The 12,083-nt window shown below is 69.2% G+C and carries 17 protein-coding genes; 12 read left to right on the top strand and 5 right to left on the bottom strand.

The window, feature by feature from the left end; genetic code table 11:
- Window positions 1–18 precede the first annotated feature (18 nt).
- The gene (locus tag A37W_RS0105595) at window positions 19–255 is read left to right on the top strand and encodes a hypothetical protein (protein ID WP_018302044.1); all 237 of its coding nucleotides are present in this window, start codon (window positions 19–21) and stop codon (window positions 253–255) included.
- A 16-nt stretch (window positions 256–271) separates the two neighbouring features.
- On the opposite strand, the gene A37W_RS0105600 is transcribed toward A37W_RS0105595, so the two are convergent.
- Window positions 272–1,054 carry an enoyl-CoA hydratase gene (locus tag A37W_RS0105600; RefSeq protein ID WP_018302045.1) on the bottom strand — a complete coding sequence of 261 codons (783 nt, stop codon included), beginning with the start codon at window positions 1,052–1,054 and terminating at the stop codon, window positions 272–274.
- A gap of 59 nt (window positions 1,055–1,113) precedes the next feature.
- Here A37W_RS0105600 and A37W_RS0105605 point away from each other — a divergent pair, with 59 nt between their 5' ends.
- Window positions 1,114–1,533, top strand: a complete 420-nt coding sequence (locus tag A37W_RS0105605; protein WP_018302046.1) for a PaaI family thioesterase — start codon at window positions 1,114–1,116, stop codon at window positions 1,531–1,533.
- A gap of 100 nt (window positions 1,534–1,633) precedes the next feature.
- Here the strand turns inward: A37W_RS0105605 and A37W_RS0105610 are convergent, their stop codons facing one another.
- Complete coding sequence (locus A37W_RS0105610) at window positions 1,634–1,828, bottom strand: DUF1127 domain-containing protein (protein WP_018302047.1); 195 nt, start codon at window positions 1,826–1,828, stop codon at window positions 1,634–1,636.
- Between the two features lie 88 nt (window positions 1,829–1,916).
- Between A37W_RS0105610 and A37W_RS0105615 the strand changes: the two genes are divergently transcribed.
- Window positions 1,917–3,314 carry an aminotransferase-like domain-containing protein gene (locus A37W_RS0105615; RefSeq protein ID WP_018302048.1) on the top strand — a complete coding sequence of 466 codons (1,398 nt, stop codon included), beginning with the start codon at window positions 1,917–1,919 and terminating at the stop codon, window positions 3,312–3,314.
- Between the two features lie 13 nt (window positions 3,315–3,327).
- On the opposite strand, the gene A37W_RS0105620 is transcribed toward A37W_RS0105615, so the two are convergent.
- Window positions 3,328–3,828, bottom strand: coding sequence for a 2'-5' RNA ligase family protein (locus A37W_RS0105620; protein WP_018302049.1), 501 nt, complete (start codon window positions 3,826–3,828; stop codon window positions 3,328–3,330).
- A 186-nt stretch (window positions 3,829–4,014) separates the two neighbouring features.
- Between A37W_RS0105620 and rplM the strand changes: the two genes are divergently transcribed.
- The 8 genes from rplM to A37W_RS0105660 all read left to right on the top strand — a co-directional run bounded on the left by rplM (window position 4,015) and on the right by A37W_RS0105660 (window position 9,906).
- Window positions 4,015–4,476, top strand: coding sequence for a 50S ribosomal protein L13 (gene rplM, locus A37W_RS0105625; protein ID WP_018302050.1), 462 nt, complete (start codon window positions 4,015–4,017; stop codon window positions 4,474–4,476).
- Between the two features lie 3 nt (window positions 4,477–4,479).
- Window positions 4,480–4,980 (top strand): 30S ribosomal protein S9, encoded by a 501-nt coding sequence (rpsI, locus tag A37W_RS0105630; protein WP_018302051.1) that lies wholly within the window; start codon window positions 4,480–4,482, stop codon window positions 4,978–4,980.
- 231 nt (window positions 4,981–5,211) lie between these two features.
- A complete protein-coding gene (locus A37W_RS0105635; RefSeq protein WP_018302052.1) occupies window positions 5,212–6,084 on the top strand; it encodes an ABC transporter permease in 873 nt (290 codons plus the stop codon).
- Entirely contained in the window at window positions 6,084–6,881 is a 798-nt protein-coding gene (locus A37W_RS0105640) for an ABC transporter permease (RefSeq protein ID WP_018302053.1), read from the top strand. The genes A37W_RS0105635 and A37W_RS0105640 overlap by 1 nt, the downstream gene beginning before the upstream one ends.
- Complete coding sequence (locus A37W_RS0105645) at window positions 6,878–7,966, top strand: ABC transporter ATP-binding protein (protein WP_018302054.1); 1,089 nt, start codon at window positions 6,878–6,880, stop codon at window positions 7,964–7,966. The genes A37W_RS0105640 and A37W_RS0105645 overlap by 4 nt, the downstream gene beginning before the upstream one ends.
- Window positions 7,967–8,158: 192 nt before the next feature.
- Entirely contained in the window at window positions 8,159–8,659 is a 501-nt protein-coding gene (locus tag A37W_RS0105650; protein ID WP_157236466.1) for a chaplin family protein, read from the top strand.
- Between the two features lie 235 nt (window positions 8,660–8,894).
- Window positions 8,895–9,569 carry an FAD-binding oxidoreductase gene (locus A37W_RS0105655; protein WP_018302055.1) on the top strand — a complete coding sequence of 225 codons (675 nt, stop codon included), beginning with the start codon at window positions 8,895–8,897 and terminating at the stop codon, window positions 9,567–9,569.
- 70 nt (window positions 9,570–9,639) lie between these two features.
- On the top strand, window positions 9,640–9,906 hold the full coding sequence (locus A37W_RS0105660) for a hypothetical protein (RefSeq protein WP_018302056.1): 267 nt from the start codon (window positions 9,640–9,642) through the stop codon (window positions 9,904–9,906).
- 2 nt (window positions 9,907–9,908) lie between these two features.
- Here the strand turns inward: A37W_RS0105660 and A37W_RS0105665 are convergent, their stop codons facing one another.
- Window positions 9,909–10,595, bottom strand: coding sequence for a M48 family metallopeptidase (locus A37W_RS0105665; RefSeq protein WP_026198321.1), 687 nt, complete (start codon window positions 10,593–10,595; stop codon window positions 9,909–9,911).
- Between the two features lie 139 nt (window positions 10,596–10,734).
- Here A37W_RS0105665 and A37W_RS23675 point away from each other — a divergent pair, with 139 nt between their 5' ends.
- Window positions 10,735–10,893, top strand: a complete 159-nt coding sequence (locus tag A37W_RS23675) for a hypothetical protein (protein ID WP_018302058.1) — start codon at window positions 10,735–10,737, stop codon at window positions 10,891–10,893.
- On the opposite strand, the gene A37W_RS0105675 is transcribed toward A37W_RS23675, so the two are convergent.
- Window positions 10,890–12,083 carry a vWA domain-containing protein gene (locus A37W_RS0105675; protein ID WP_018302059.1) on the bottom strand — a complete coding sequence of 398 codons (1,194 nt, stop codon included), beginning with the start codon at window positions 12,081–12,083 and terminating at the stop codon, window positions 10,890–10,892. The genes A37W_RS23675 and A37W_RS0105675 overlap by 4 nt on opposite strands.

Here is a 12,083-nt window from a genome sequence, read left to right on the forward strand (position 1 = left end):
CTATCCGGAGGTCAGACGATGTCCGAAAATCTGAATGACGCTCTCGACCGGCTCGAGGACGGCGACTGGGACGGGGCGCACGCCATCGTCCAGGACATGCCGAGCGAGGAGGCCGCCCGCGTCCACGCGCTGCTGCACCGCATCGAGGGCGACCGCTTCAATGCCGAGTTCTGGTACAGGCGCGCCGGCCGCCGCCGGTTCGAGGGCAGCGAGGAAGAGGAGATCGCGCTGCTGCGGTCCGAGCTGAGGCACTGACCGCCGGCCCGGCGGGTCAGTGCCAGTCGGGCTTGCGCTTCTCCAGGAACGCCTGAATGCCCTCGGCGGTATCGCGCATCAGCATGTTCTCGACCATCGCGGCGCCGGCCAGCGCGTAGGCATCGGCCTCGCCGCGCTCGCCCTGGTCGTAGAACAGCCGCTTGCCGATCCGTACCGCGCCCGACAGCTTGCCCGCCACGGTCCGCGCCAGCTCCTCCGTCGCCGCCGCAAGCTCCGCCTCCGGCACGGCGCGGTTGATCAGGCCGATCTGCACCGCCTCGTTCACCTCCACGAAGCGTCCTGTTGTCAGCATCTCGAATGCCGCCTTGGCCGGGACCGCCCGGGTCAGCGCGACCATCGGGGTCGAGCAAAACAGGCCGATATTCACCCCGTTGACGCCGAACCGCGTGCCTTCGGCCGCCACGGCCATGTCGCAGGTCGCGACCAGCTGGCAGCCCGCGGCCGTCGCGATGCCGTGCACCTGCGCGATGACGGGCTGGGGCAGGGCGCGGATGCTGCCCATCAGGCGCGAGCAGCGGCCGAAGAGGTCCCCGAAATAGGCCGCGCCGCGATCTTCGGACTGGCGGCCCGCCTGCATCTCCTTGAGATCGTGGCCGGCGCAGAAGGCGCGGCCGGCGCCGGAGAGGATGACGACCTTCACGCCCGGGTCCGCCGCAATGGCGTCGAACGCCGCCTGCAGCTCCGCCAGCATCGCGTCCGACAGCGCGTTCAGCCGCTCCGGCGCGTTCATCGTCAGCCGGGCGATGCCGCCCTCGTCCGTCCGCTCCACCAGCGCCATGCTTGACCCTCCCGCCGCTCGCGTGAAGCGTATGCGCCGGGCGGGACGGAGGAAAGACCATGCCGACGATGGATGCCGCAGATCTGGCCGCGTTCCTGGCCAGCGACTTCCCGCAGGTGTCGGACGATTACGTGATCGACGGCCCGCCCGACATGGGCCTGCGCGTGCGCCTCAAGCCGGCGGAGCGGCACCTCCGGCCCGGCGGCACCGTTTCGGGCCCGACGATGTTCGCACTGGCGGATGTCAGTGTGTACCTCGCCATCCTCGCCGAGATCGGGCCGCAGGCTCTCGCGGTCACCACGTCGGCGTCGTTCGACTTCATGCGCAAGCCGGCGGCGGGGGCGGACCTGATCTGCGAGTGCCGCCTGCTGAAGCTGGGCCGGGTCCTGGCGGTCGGCGACTGCCTGATCCGCTCCGAAGGAGACGAGGCGCCGGTCGCCCGCGCCAGTCTCACCTACTCGATTCCGCCCTCGCGATGAAACGGCCCTGAAAAAACGGGCCGGCGCAGGGAGCGCCGGCCCGGGAGGAGGCCGCCAGCGCCGGGGAGACGCGAGGCGGCGGAAGAGATCGTGAGTGGTGTCAGGCCTTCCAGAACGGGCGCGCCGCCTCAACCTCGGCCTCGCCCAGATCCAGCCCGATATCGCGCAGCAGGTGCGGATCGAGGCGTGCCAGCGCACGGCGGCTGGACCAGAGCTGCGCCCAGCGGGCGATGGGCCAGGCGGCGTCGGCGGAACGGAAGGCGGGGGCGATCGGGAGCGATCGGGCGGCGGGCATTGTCCTGGTCCTTTTGTTTCGATACAATTTGCACTGTTGCGGCATCTTTTGCTACAATCCGCCGCGGGTGACTGTCGAGGAGAGTTTTGTGGCCGATACAATCTGGTGGCCGGATCTCGCCGGCGATCACGTGAAGAAGACCCAGGGGCTCAAGGTCTCGATACGCGGCGCCATCGCCTCGGGCCGGATCGGCGTCGGCGCCCGCCTGCCGCCGGTGCGCGAGGTCGCCTGGCGGCTCGGCATCACGCCGGGGACGGTCGCCAAGGCCTACAAGGACCTCGTCGACGACGGCGTCCTCGAGGCCGTGGTGGGCCGCGGCACCTTCGTCGCGACCGAGGCGGCGCCGGTCGCGCCGCCGGTCCATGCGGGCTTTCTGGAACGCCTGCCCGAGGGCATGGTCAACCTGCGCAGCGCCGAGGTCGCCGACGTGGGGCAGGCGGACGCGTTCCGCGAGGCGATGCGGGCGCTGCCGCCGGCCGGCCCCGGCGATTACGTCGGCTACCCGCTCACCGGCTTCGACATCACGCTGCGCCGCCACATCGCCGACTGGTTCGCGGCCCCGGCACATGGCGAGATCGCGGCCGAGGACGTGGTGCTGACGCAAGGCGGCCAGCACGCGCTGGTGATCCTGATGCAGACGCTGCTGCACGGGCCGCGGCCGGTCGTCCTGACGGAGGAGCTGGCCTATCCCGGCATCCGGCACGCCGCCGCCCTGGTGCGGGCCGACATCGCGGGCGTGCCGATGGACGACGAGGGGCTGCTGCCCGACGCGCTCGACCGGGCGGCGACGGAGACCGGGGCCCAGCTGCTTTGTACCAGTGCCGAGGCACACAATCCGACGACGGTCCGCACCTCCGACGAGCGGCGGGCCCGGATCGTCGCCGTCGCCCGGGCGCACGGGATGCAGATCGTCGACGACAACTGCTTCTGCCCCGCGGGCGCCGCCGCCCCCGGCTACCGGACGCTGGCGCCCGAGCGGTCGTGGCTCGCCGTGTCGCTATCCAAGAACCTCAGCCCCGACATCCGCGTCGGCGCCATCGTCGCGCCGCCCGGCGGGTCGGCGGCCGTGCGGCAAGTGGCGCAGCAGCAGTTCTTCGGTCTCGCCCGGCCGCTGGTCGAGGTGGTGACGGCGATCATGGAGTCCGGCCGCGCCGCCGGGTTGCGGGATGCGATCCAGGCCGCGAGCGGACGCCGCGTCGCGATGGCCCGCGAGGCGCTGGCCGGCTGGGACGCCGCGATCCGCGACGACGTGCCGTTCGTCTGGCTGCGGATGCCCCGCGGCTGGCGCGCCTCGTCCTTCCTGCGTGCGGCCGAGGCGGCGGGCATCCGCCTCAAGGCCGCCGACGAGTTCGCGCTGATCGACGGGCGCGCGCCGAATGCCGTCCGCCTGACGCTGACGTCCGAGCAGGACGACGGGCGCTTCCGTGCCGCGCTGGACCGCCTTGCCGGCCTTCTCGCGCAGCCGCCGCTGGAGGTGGACGTCTAGGCCGTCCGGACGCTTAGCCGCCGAAGGCCCAGTCGCCCGCCGCCTCCCACGGGCCGCCGCGATAGTGCCAGAGGAGGAGGCCGGTGCCCGTCCCCTCGAACGGCGCGAAGCCGGCGGCGAGGCGGGGATACGCGTTGTCCTCCGTCGGGATCTTGTTCTGCACCGTCACGTGCGGCCGCCACCCCTGCCGGTCCTGTCGGGTCAGGCGGTCCTGCCAGCGGACGGCGAGGTCGGCGCGCAGCCGGTCCAGCGCCTCGCTGCGGACGCGGTAGGCGACGCCGGGACGCAGGTCCATCAGCTCGGCGAAGCGGAGGGGCAGGGGAGGCGTCCGCGCCGCGACCTCAAGGAGCGCCTGGCCGATCGGGACGAGGTCGTCGCCCGGCAGCGCGTGGAACAGCGTCAGGTGCGCGGGCAGGCGGTAGCGCCGGTCGGGGAACAGCGCTCGGCGTTCGGCATCGAACCGGGCGAAGGTCGCACGGTCCAGGGCCAGGGTCAGAATCAGCGGCGCGGTCATGGGCGGGAGTTGGAGCAGCGGCCGGCGGCGGCAAGCGCTATGGGGTAACCTGTTACCGTAATTTCAAGCCATTGTTTCGACGTTGTTTTTCGGCGCGGATCGCGCTTGACCGGGCCGCGGCGATCTCTATAACCCGCCCATCCCGAACGCCGGGCGGTCCGCCGCCCCCGACTGATGAGACCAACGATGAAAACCTTTACCGCAACGCCTGCGGACATCGAGAAGAAGTGGATCGTGATCGACGCCGAGGGCGTCGTCCTCGGCCGGCTCGCCTCGATCGTCGCGATGCGCCTGCGCGGCAAGCACAAGCCGACCTTCACGCCGCACATGGACATGGGCGACAACGTGATCGTCATCAACGCCGACAAGGTGCAGCTGACCGGCCGCAAGCGCGAGAAGCCGAACTACTGGCACACCGGCCACCCGGGCGGCATCAAGTCCCGCACCACCGGCGAGATCCTCGAGGGCGCGCACCCCGAGCGCGTGGTGATGCAGGCCGTCAAGCGGATGCTTCCCGGCAACCGCCTCAGCCGCCAGCAGATGACCCACCTGCGGGTCTTCGCCGGCGCCGAGCACGGCATGGACGCCCAGCAGCCCGAGAGCATCGACGTGAAGTCGATGAACAAGAAGAACACGAGGACCGCGTAAATCATGGCCGAACAAGTCAATTCGCTCGAAGAGCTGGGCGCGGTCGCCGGCGACGTCGCCGTGGCAGAGCCCGAAACCCCGCGCGAGCCGGTCCGTGACGAGCTGGGCCGCTCCTACGCCACCGGCAAGCGGAAGGACGCGGTCGCCCGCGTCTGGATCAAGCCGGGCTCCGGCAAGTTCCTGATCCGCGACGCCAAGGGCAAGTACATCGACTACACCGCCTACTTCGCGCGTCCGGTGCTGCAGATGATCCTGCGCCAGCCGTTCCAGATCGCCGGGGTCGAGGGCCAGTTCGACGTCCAGGCGACGGTCGCCGGCGGCGGCCTGTCCGGCCAGGCCGGCGCGGTCAAGCACGGCATCTCCAAGGCGCTGCAGCTGTACGATCCGTCGCTGCGCTCGGCGCTGAAGGCCGCCGGCTTCCTCACCCGCGACAGCCGCGTGGTCGAGCGCAAGAAGTACGGCAAGCGCAAGGCGCGCCGCAGCTTCCAGTTCTCGAAGCGCTGATCCCCGCTGCACCGAGTATCGAGAGGGCCGCCCCACCGGGCGGCCCTTCTGCGTTGCCCGGCGGGACCGCCGGCCTCCGTGCCGACCGCCTGCGGTCAGGCCGGAGCCGCCGCTGCCCGATGTGCGGGCAGGGAAGAAACGCACCCTGCGGAAGGGACAGAACCGCCTTGATCTTTCCGCGGCCGTTGCCCAACCATCGGGCGGGGCACTCGTGGGGAACGTGACGGACAGATGGCCATCGGGACCTGGCTGACGACGGAGCGCGGTCGCGCGGCCACGCTTGTCGTCCCCCCCTTCGTCTACGCGCTTCTCCTGCTCGCCATTCCGGTCGGCGCGGTGATCCTGTTCTCCTTCTGGACGCAGGACTTCATGACCGTGGACCGGACGTTCACGCTGGACAACTACCGCGAGATCGCGACCACGCCGGTCTACGGTCTGCTGCTGCGCCGCTCGCTGTTCGTGTCGGGCACCGTGACCATCGTCACCGTGCTGCTGGCCTACCCGATCGCCTACTTCGTGTCGTTCCACGTCCCGGCGCACCGCAAGTCGCTGTGGCTGTTCCTGATCACCATCCCGTTCTGGACCAGCTACCTGATCCGCGTGTTCCTGTGGAAGGTCATCCTCGGCTACAACGGCGTCATCAATTCCGGACTGCAGGGCCTCGGGATCATCGACGAGCCGCTGACCTTCATCCTCTACAACGTGAACGCGGTCATCATCACGCTGGCGCACGCCTTCGCGCCGTTCGCGATCCTGCCGATCTTCGTGGCCCTGGAGAAGATCGACCGCTCGCTGCTGGAGGCGTCGCAGGATCTGGGCGAGACGCGCCTGACCACCTTCCTGCGGGTGACGCTGCCGCTGTCCATGCCGGGCCTCGTCGCGGCGGTCCTCATCGTCTTCATCCCCACCATCGGCGACTACGTCACGCCCGAGCTGATGGGGGGCGCGGGCGGCAAGCTGATCGCGAACATGATCCAGACGCAGTTCCTGCAGCTGAACAACGCGCCGCTGGGCGCCGCGCTGGCGCTGGTGGCGATGGTGTCGGTGACGGCGATCAGCCTCGTGTTCATCCTGCTCAACCGCCGCTGGCTGAGGGGGCGCTGATGCTGCGGGGCTACGCCGTCCTGTACCTGATCTTCCTCTATGCGCCGATCGCGCTCCTGCCGATCTTCGCCTTCAACGACGGCTCGATCATCGCCTTCCCGCTGCAGGGCTTCACCACGCGCTGGTTCTCCGAACTGTGGACCAATTCGGCGCTCCACAACGCGGTGCAGAACTCGCTCTTCATCGCGGTGATGACGGCGGTCTTCGCGACGCTCCTCGGTATCTGCGCCGCCCGCGCCGGCGCAATGGCGAGCTTTCCGGGCAAGCAGGGCATCCTCGGCTTCGTGATGCTGCCGCTGGTCCTGCCCGAGATCATCGTCGCGGTGTCGCTGCTCATCGTGTTGCGGCAGGTCCTGGGCCTGCAGCTGTCGAACTGGTCGGTGATCGCGGCGCACGTCCTGATCTGCACGCCGTTCTCCATCGCGATCCTGAACGGCGCGTTCCAGAACCTCGACCCAGCGATGGAGGAGGCGGCGATGGATCTGGGCGAGAGCCGCTGGTCCGCCTTCCGCCTCATCACGCTGCCGCTGGTCATGCCGGGGATCGTCTCGTCGCTGCTGATCTCGTTCACCATCAGCCTCGACGAGTTCATCATCGCCTTCTTCCTCACCGGCACGAACCCGACGATGCCGGTCTACATCTGGGGCCTTCTGCGCTTTCCCGGCCAGCTGCCCGTCGTGATGGCGCTGGGGACGATCCTCGTCGCGCTGTCGATCATCCTGCTGACCATCGCCGAATATTATCGCCGCCGGGGCCTGGCCCGTGCGGGCGTGGCCGATACCGGAGGCTTCCTGTGACCCGCCCGCTGATCCATCTCGAAAGCATCCACAAGTACTACGGCGACTACCACGCGCTGCGCGGCATCGACCTCGACATCCGGCCCGGCGAGTTCTTCTCGCTGCTGGGGCCGTCGGGATGCGGCAAGACCACGCTGCTGCGCACCATCGCAGGATTCGAGGACGTCTCGTCCGGCAACATGTTCATCGACGGCCGCGACATGAAGCGGGTGCCGGCGAACCAGCGGCCGACCAACATGGTGTTCCAGTCCTACGCCATCTTCCCGCACCTGACCGTGGCCGAGAACGTGGGCTTCGGCCTGCGGCGCGACCCCCGGCCGAAGGCCGAGAAGGCGAAGGCGGTGGAGGAGGCGCTGGAGATGGTGGGCCTGCGCGGCTACGGCAAGCGGGCCGCGCACGCTTTGTCGGGCGGCCAGCGCCAGCGCGTGGCGCTCGCCCGGGCGCTGATCCTCAAGCCCAAGGTCCTGCTGCTGGACGAGCCGCTCTCCGCCCTCGACAAGAAGATGCGCGAGCAGATGCAGGTGGAGCTGATCCGCCTGCAGCGCAGCGTCGGCATCACCTTCATCCTCGTCACCCACGACCAGGAGGAGGCGCTGGTCATGTCCGACCGGATCGCGGTCATGTTCGAGGGCGAGATCGGCCAGATGGCCGACCCCGAGACGCTGTACCGCCGCCCCAACAGCCGCCGCGTGGCCGAGTTCATCGGCAAGATGAACATCCTGCCCGGCCACGTGACCGAGGGCGGGCCGGGCGTCACGGTCGACGTCGCCGGTCTCGGCCGGGCCGAGGTCGCGACCGAGCAGGCGCCGGGCGGCGTGGTGGCAGGCGACACCGCCGTCGGCATCCGGCCCGAGACGCTGGCGATCCTGTTCGAGGGGGAGGAGACGACGCGGCGGGTGGTCGAGGGCGTGGTGGACGAGGTCGTCTACTACGGCGACATGACCTACTACGACGTCCGCGTCGACGGGGTGCCCGAGCCGCTCAACATCTCCATGAAGAACCTCATCGGCCGCCCGGTCCTCGACGTCGGCACCCGCACGCGGGTCGCGTGGGACGAGCGCTCGCTGGTGGTCCTCGCCCGGTAGTGCGGCCTGCCGGCGGCGAAGCGCCCAGACTGACTCGGCGCCATCGGCGGTTTGTGGCTGCACGTCCGCAGCCGTCGTAACCAATCCGGAGGCACGCCGTTGTGGGCTCGACCTGTCGGGGAGACGCCCCGCAGGACGAGGACGGCCTGACGGGGCATGCGGGTCGTCGATCATTGGTCACAGGAGGACCTCATGACCAAGACCACCAACATCTTCGCCGCAGCCGTCGCTGCCCTGTCGCTTTCGGCCGGCGCTTCCTACGCGCAGGACCAGGAGGGCCTCGTGAACGTCCTCGTGGACGGCAACAACGTCCAGGTGCCGATCGACGTCGCCGCCAACGTCTGCGACGTGTCGGTCGACGTGCTGACCTCGCTCGTCGGGACCGAGGACACGGCCTGCGAGGTCGACAGCGAGACCGCCGCGGCCAACGACTTCCCCGGCTACGAGGAATCGCCCGGCAACGGGAACGGCCAGCAGAACGGCCTGGTGAACGTGGCCGTCGAAGGCAACAACGTGCAGGTGCCGATCGGCGTCGCCGCGAACGTCTGCGACGTGGACGTCTCGGTGATCCAGGAGGCCCGTGGCACCGACGAGAGCGTCTGCGACATCGACCAGGAGACGGCGGCGGCGAACAACTTCCCGACGCTGCGGGACGCCCAGCCGGCGGACACGACGATCGACGACCAGGGCTGACGTCCGACCGGACGACGAGCGCTGCTCGAACGGGACCCCGGCCGCAGGCCGGGGTCTTTCGTCTCGACGGAGCGATGAAGGTCCCAAGCGAGCCGCGAAGGAAATTTAACGAATTTCCCTCTGCGCCAGACGAAGGTTCGACGAGTATTCTTCGCGCCGCTCCGGCCGCGGCGCGACATCCCGCCCCGGGAACCTCGCCCAAACCCTCCCGGTTGCTCCGTCGAGAGGAGAGACCATGGCCCATACCCTGACCCTGCAGAGCGTCGCCCCCGTCACCCACGACACCCATCACCTGATCTTCGACCGGCCCGAGGGCTATTCCTGGACGCCGGGGCAGGCGACGCTGCTGTCGCTGGACCAGGAGGGCTGGCGCGACGAGAAGCGGCCCTTCACCTTCGTCTCCTCGCCCGACGCGAGGACGGTCGAGTTCGTCATCAAGTCCTACCCCGACCACGACGGCGTCACCAAGCGGATCGCCCAGCTGTCGCCCGGCGACACCGTCATCGTGCGCAGCACCTGGGGCGCGATCGAGGACAGGGGCCCGGGCACGTTCCTCGCCGGCGGAGCGGGCATCACGCCCTTTATCGGCATCCTGCGCGAGCGGGCGCGGCAGGGCGGCGCCGGGGGCTCGACGCTGATCTTCTCGAACGCCACCGAGAAGGACATCATCCTGCGCCAGGAATGGGAGGGGATGGAGGGGCTGCGAACGGTCTTCACCCTCACGGAGGAGGAGGTGCCGGGGCTGGAGCACGGCCAGATCGACGGGCCGTTCCTCGACCGCCACGTCACCGACTGGGACGGCGTGTTCTACGTCTGCGGGCCGCGCAAGATGGAGGACACGCTGATCGAGGTGCTGAAGGGCAGGGGCGTGCCGTCGCAGCGGATCATCAGCGAGGATCACCCGGACTGATCGGCGGGCGGCGTCACGCAACCCGCCGCGTCTCGCCCGCGTTTGCCGTCAAAGGACAAGGAGACACACCATGAGCGACGCGGAAACCACCCAGGACCACGACACGATCCGCAAGTGGGCGGAGAAGCGGGACGGCCACCCGGCCAAGGTCGACACCGGCGGCGAGGGCGGCATCCTCCGGATCGACTTCGGCGAGCCCGAGGACCGGCTCACCCAGATCGAATGGGACGAGTTCTTCGAGATCTTCGACGGAAACGGTCTGCACTTCCTGTACCAGGAGCGGACGAAGGACGGCGGCACCAGCCGGTTTCACAAGTTCACGAACGAGGCGGCGTGAGGTCAGCCTGCCAGCCACTTCGCCTCGTTCTCCTCGATCGCCTTGATGCGTTCATCGGTACGCGGGTGGCTCAGCAGCCAGGCCGGTGTGGCGCCGCCGCGTCCGCCGCTGAGCCCTTCGAGCTTGCGAAACATTGATTTCTGAGGGCCGGCCCCGAGGCCGGCCTTCATCATGAGGGCCGTCGCATAGGCGTCCGCCTCGTACTCGTCCCCGCGGCTCATCTTGGCGGCGACGAGGCTGACGAGGCCGGTCGCGAGATAGCCGCCGATGCCGGGCAGCACCCGGTTGAGCAGCAGCGCCAGGGCGGTGCGCACCGCATTCTGGCCCGAGAAGTCGATCATCCGCCGCTTGGTGTGGCCCAGGGCCACGTGCCCCAGCTCGTGCGCGATCACGCTGGCCATCTCTTCGGCGCTCACCGCGCCCGAGCGGAACTTGTCGTAGAACCCGCGCGTGAGGAAGATACGACCGTCCGGGGCGGCCAGACCGTTCACGGCGTCGATTTCGTAAAGATTGACCTTAATCCTCGGCAGATCGAGCGCCTCGGCAAGTTTCCGCGTTGCAGCAAGGAGCCTCGGGTCGGCCAGCTCCGTCGATTTCTCGTCCAGTTCGCGCGCGGTGCGCCACGCGGAAAAGCGATAGACGGCAATGCCGTAGCCGATGGCGAGGAGGATCGGGAGGAACTTCAGCACGCCCATAATATGGGGATCGGCCGGGCGAACGACAATTGATGCACTCTTGCCATACTCCGCCGAAGCGGGCATCAATAGGGAACTTCGCGCTTTCTCTGGCGTCTTCTCCCCGTAGCAGCAGTCAAGAAGAATGGCGAAGATGTTTAGCGATAACGAACAGAGCCTGTCCGATCAGGCGGGAGTCTGCCTGAAGGCGGCCTACCGTGTGTCGCACGACGCCGAGCCCCGGTTCGACGCCTTGCTGGAGCGTCTGCGCGAGGCCGCGAAGACTCCCGCGACGAGCGAAGCGGGACGCTAGGCCCTGCCCATGAGCAGGCGCATCCCCCTGTCCAGTCCGTCCAGCGTCATCGGCACCATGCGCTCCGCGCCGACGATCTGCTGCATCATCCCGACCGACTGCGTGTAGGCCCACTGCCGCTCCGGCAGCGGATTGATCCACAGGATCCGCGGCCACCGCTCCGCCGCGCGCCGCAGCCAGACCTCCCCCGTTTCCTCGTTCCAGTGCTCGTTCGCCCCGCCCGGGACTGCGATCTCGTAGGGACTCATCGCAGCGTCGCCGACGATGACGCAGCGCCAGTCGGGGCCGTAGGTGTTCATCAGATCCAGCGTCGCCGTCCGCTCGCTCCAGCGCCGCGCGTTGTCGCGCCACACGAACTCGTACAGGCAATTGTGAAAGTAGGCGTGCTCGAGGTGACGGAACTCGGACCTCGCAGCCGAGAACAGCTCCTCGACCACCTTCACGTGCGGGTCCATGGAGCCGCCCACGTCCAGCAGCAGCAACACCTTCACCGCGTTACGCCGCTCCGGCCGGGTCCTGACGTCGAGCCAGCCGCGATCGGCCGTCGCCCGGATCGTGCCGTCGAGGTCCAGCTCGTCCGCCGCCCCGTCGCGGGCCCACTGGCGCAGGCGGCGCAGCGCGATCTTGATGCTCCGCGTTCCCAGTTCGACGCCGTCGTCGAGATCGCGGAACTCGCGCCGGTCCCAGACCTTCGTCGCCCGCTGGTGCCGGCTCTCGTCCTGCCCGATGCGCACGCCTTCGGGGTTGTAGCCGTAGGCGCCGAAGGGCGAGGTGCCGGCGGTGCCGATCCATTTGCTGCCGCCCTGGTGGCGGCCCTTCTGCTCGGCCAGACGCTCGCGCAGCGTCTCCATCAGCTTGTCGAAACGGCCGAGCGCCTCGACCTCGGCCTTCTCCTCCTCCGTCAGGTGCTTTTCCGCCAGCTTGCGCAGCCAGTCCTCCGGCAGGTCGAGCGCGTTCAGGATGTCGTCGACCGTCAGCCCCTCCAGTCCCCGGAACGCCTGTGCGAAGGCGCGGTCGAAGCGGTCGATGTGCCGCTCGTCCTTGACGAGGGCGGCGCGGGCGAAGTGGTAGAAGGCGTCGATGTCGTAGATCGCGAGGCCGGCGCGGATGCCTTCGAGAAACGTCAGGAACTCGCGCACCGACACCGGCACGCCGGCGGCCCGGAGCGTCGCGAAGAAGCCCAGGAACAC

The sequence above is a fragment of the Wenxinia marina DSM 24838 genome (assembly GCF_000379485.1).
Classification (GTDB): domain Bacteria; phylum Pseudomonadota; class Alphaproteobacteria; order Rhodobacterales; family Rhodobacteraceae; genus Wenxinia; species Wenxinia marina.

Coding starts and splice junctions, on each gene's coding strand:
- A37W_RS0105610 (WP_018302047.1), bottom strand. CDS start 1,828: ATGCCCGCCGCCCGATCGCTCCCGATCGCCCCCGCCTTCCGTTCCGCC.
- A37W_RS0105595 (WP_018302044.1), top strand. CDS start 19: ATGTCCGAAAATCTGAATGACGCTCTCGACCGGCTCGAGGACGGCGAC.
- rpsI (WP_018302051.1), top strand. CDS start 4,480: ATGGCCGAACAAGTCAATTCGCTCGAAGAGCTGGGCGCGGTCGCCGGC.
- A37W_RS0105635 (WP_018302052.1), top strand. CDS start 5,212: ATGGCCATCGGGACCTGGCTGACGACGGAGCGCGGTCGCGCGGCCACG.
- A37W_RS0105640 (WP_018302053.1), top strand. CDS start 6,084: ATGCTGCGGGGCTACGCCGTCCTGTACCTGATCTTCCTCTATGCGCCG.
- A37W_RS0105605 (WP_018302046.1), top strand. CDS start 1,114: ATGCCGACGATGGATGCCGCAGATCTGGCCGCGTTCCTGGCCAGCGAC.
- A37W_RS0105600 (WP_018302045.1), bottom strand. CDS start 1,054: ATGGCGCTGGTGGAGCGGACGGACGAGGGCGGCATCGCCCGGCTGACG.
- A37W_RS0105655 (WP_018302055.1), top strand. CDS start 8,895: ATGGCCCATACCCTGACCCTGCAGAGCGTCGCCCCCGTCACCCACGAC.
- rplM (WP_018302050.1), top strand. CDS start 4,015: ATGAAAACCTTTACCGCAACGCCTGCGGACATCGAGAAGAAGTGGATC.
- A37W_RS0105620 (WP_018302049.1), bottom strand. CDS start 3,828: ATGACCGCGCCGCTGATTCTGACCCTGGCCCTGGACCGTGCGACCTTC.
- A37W_RS0105650 (WP_157236466.1), top strand. CDS start 8,159: ATGACCAAGACCACCAACATCTTCGCCGCAGCCGTCGCTGCCCTGTCG.
- A37W_RS0105660 (WP_018302056.1), top strand. CDS start 9,640: ATGAGCGACGCGGAAACCACCCAGGACCACGACACGATCCGCAAGTGG.
- A37W_RS23675 (WP_018302058.1), top strand. CDS start 10,735: ATGTTTAGCGATAACGAACAGAGCCTGTCCGATCAGGCGGGAGTCTGC.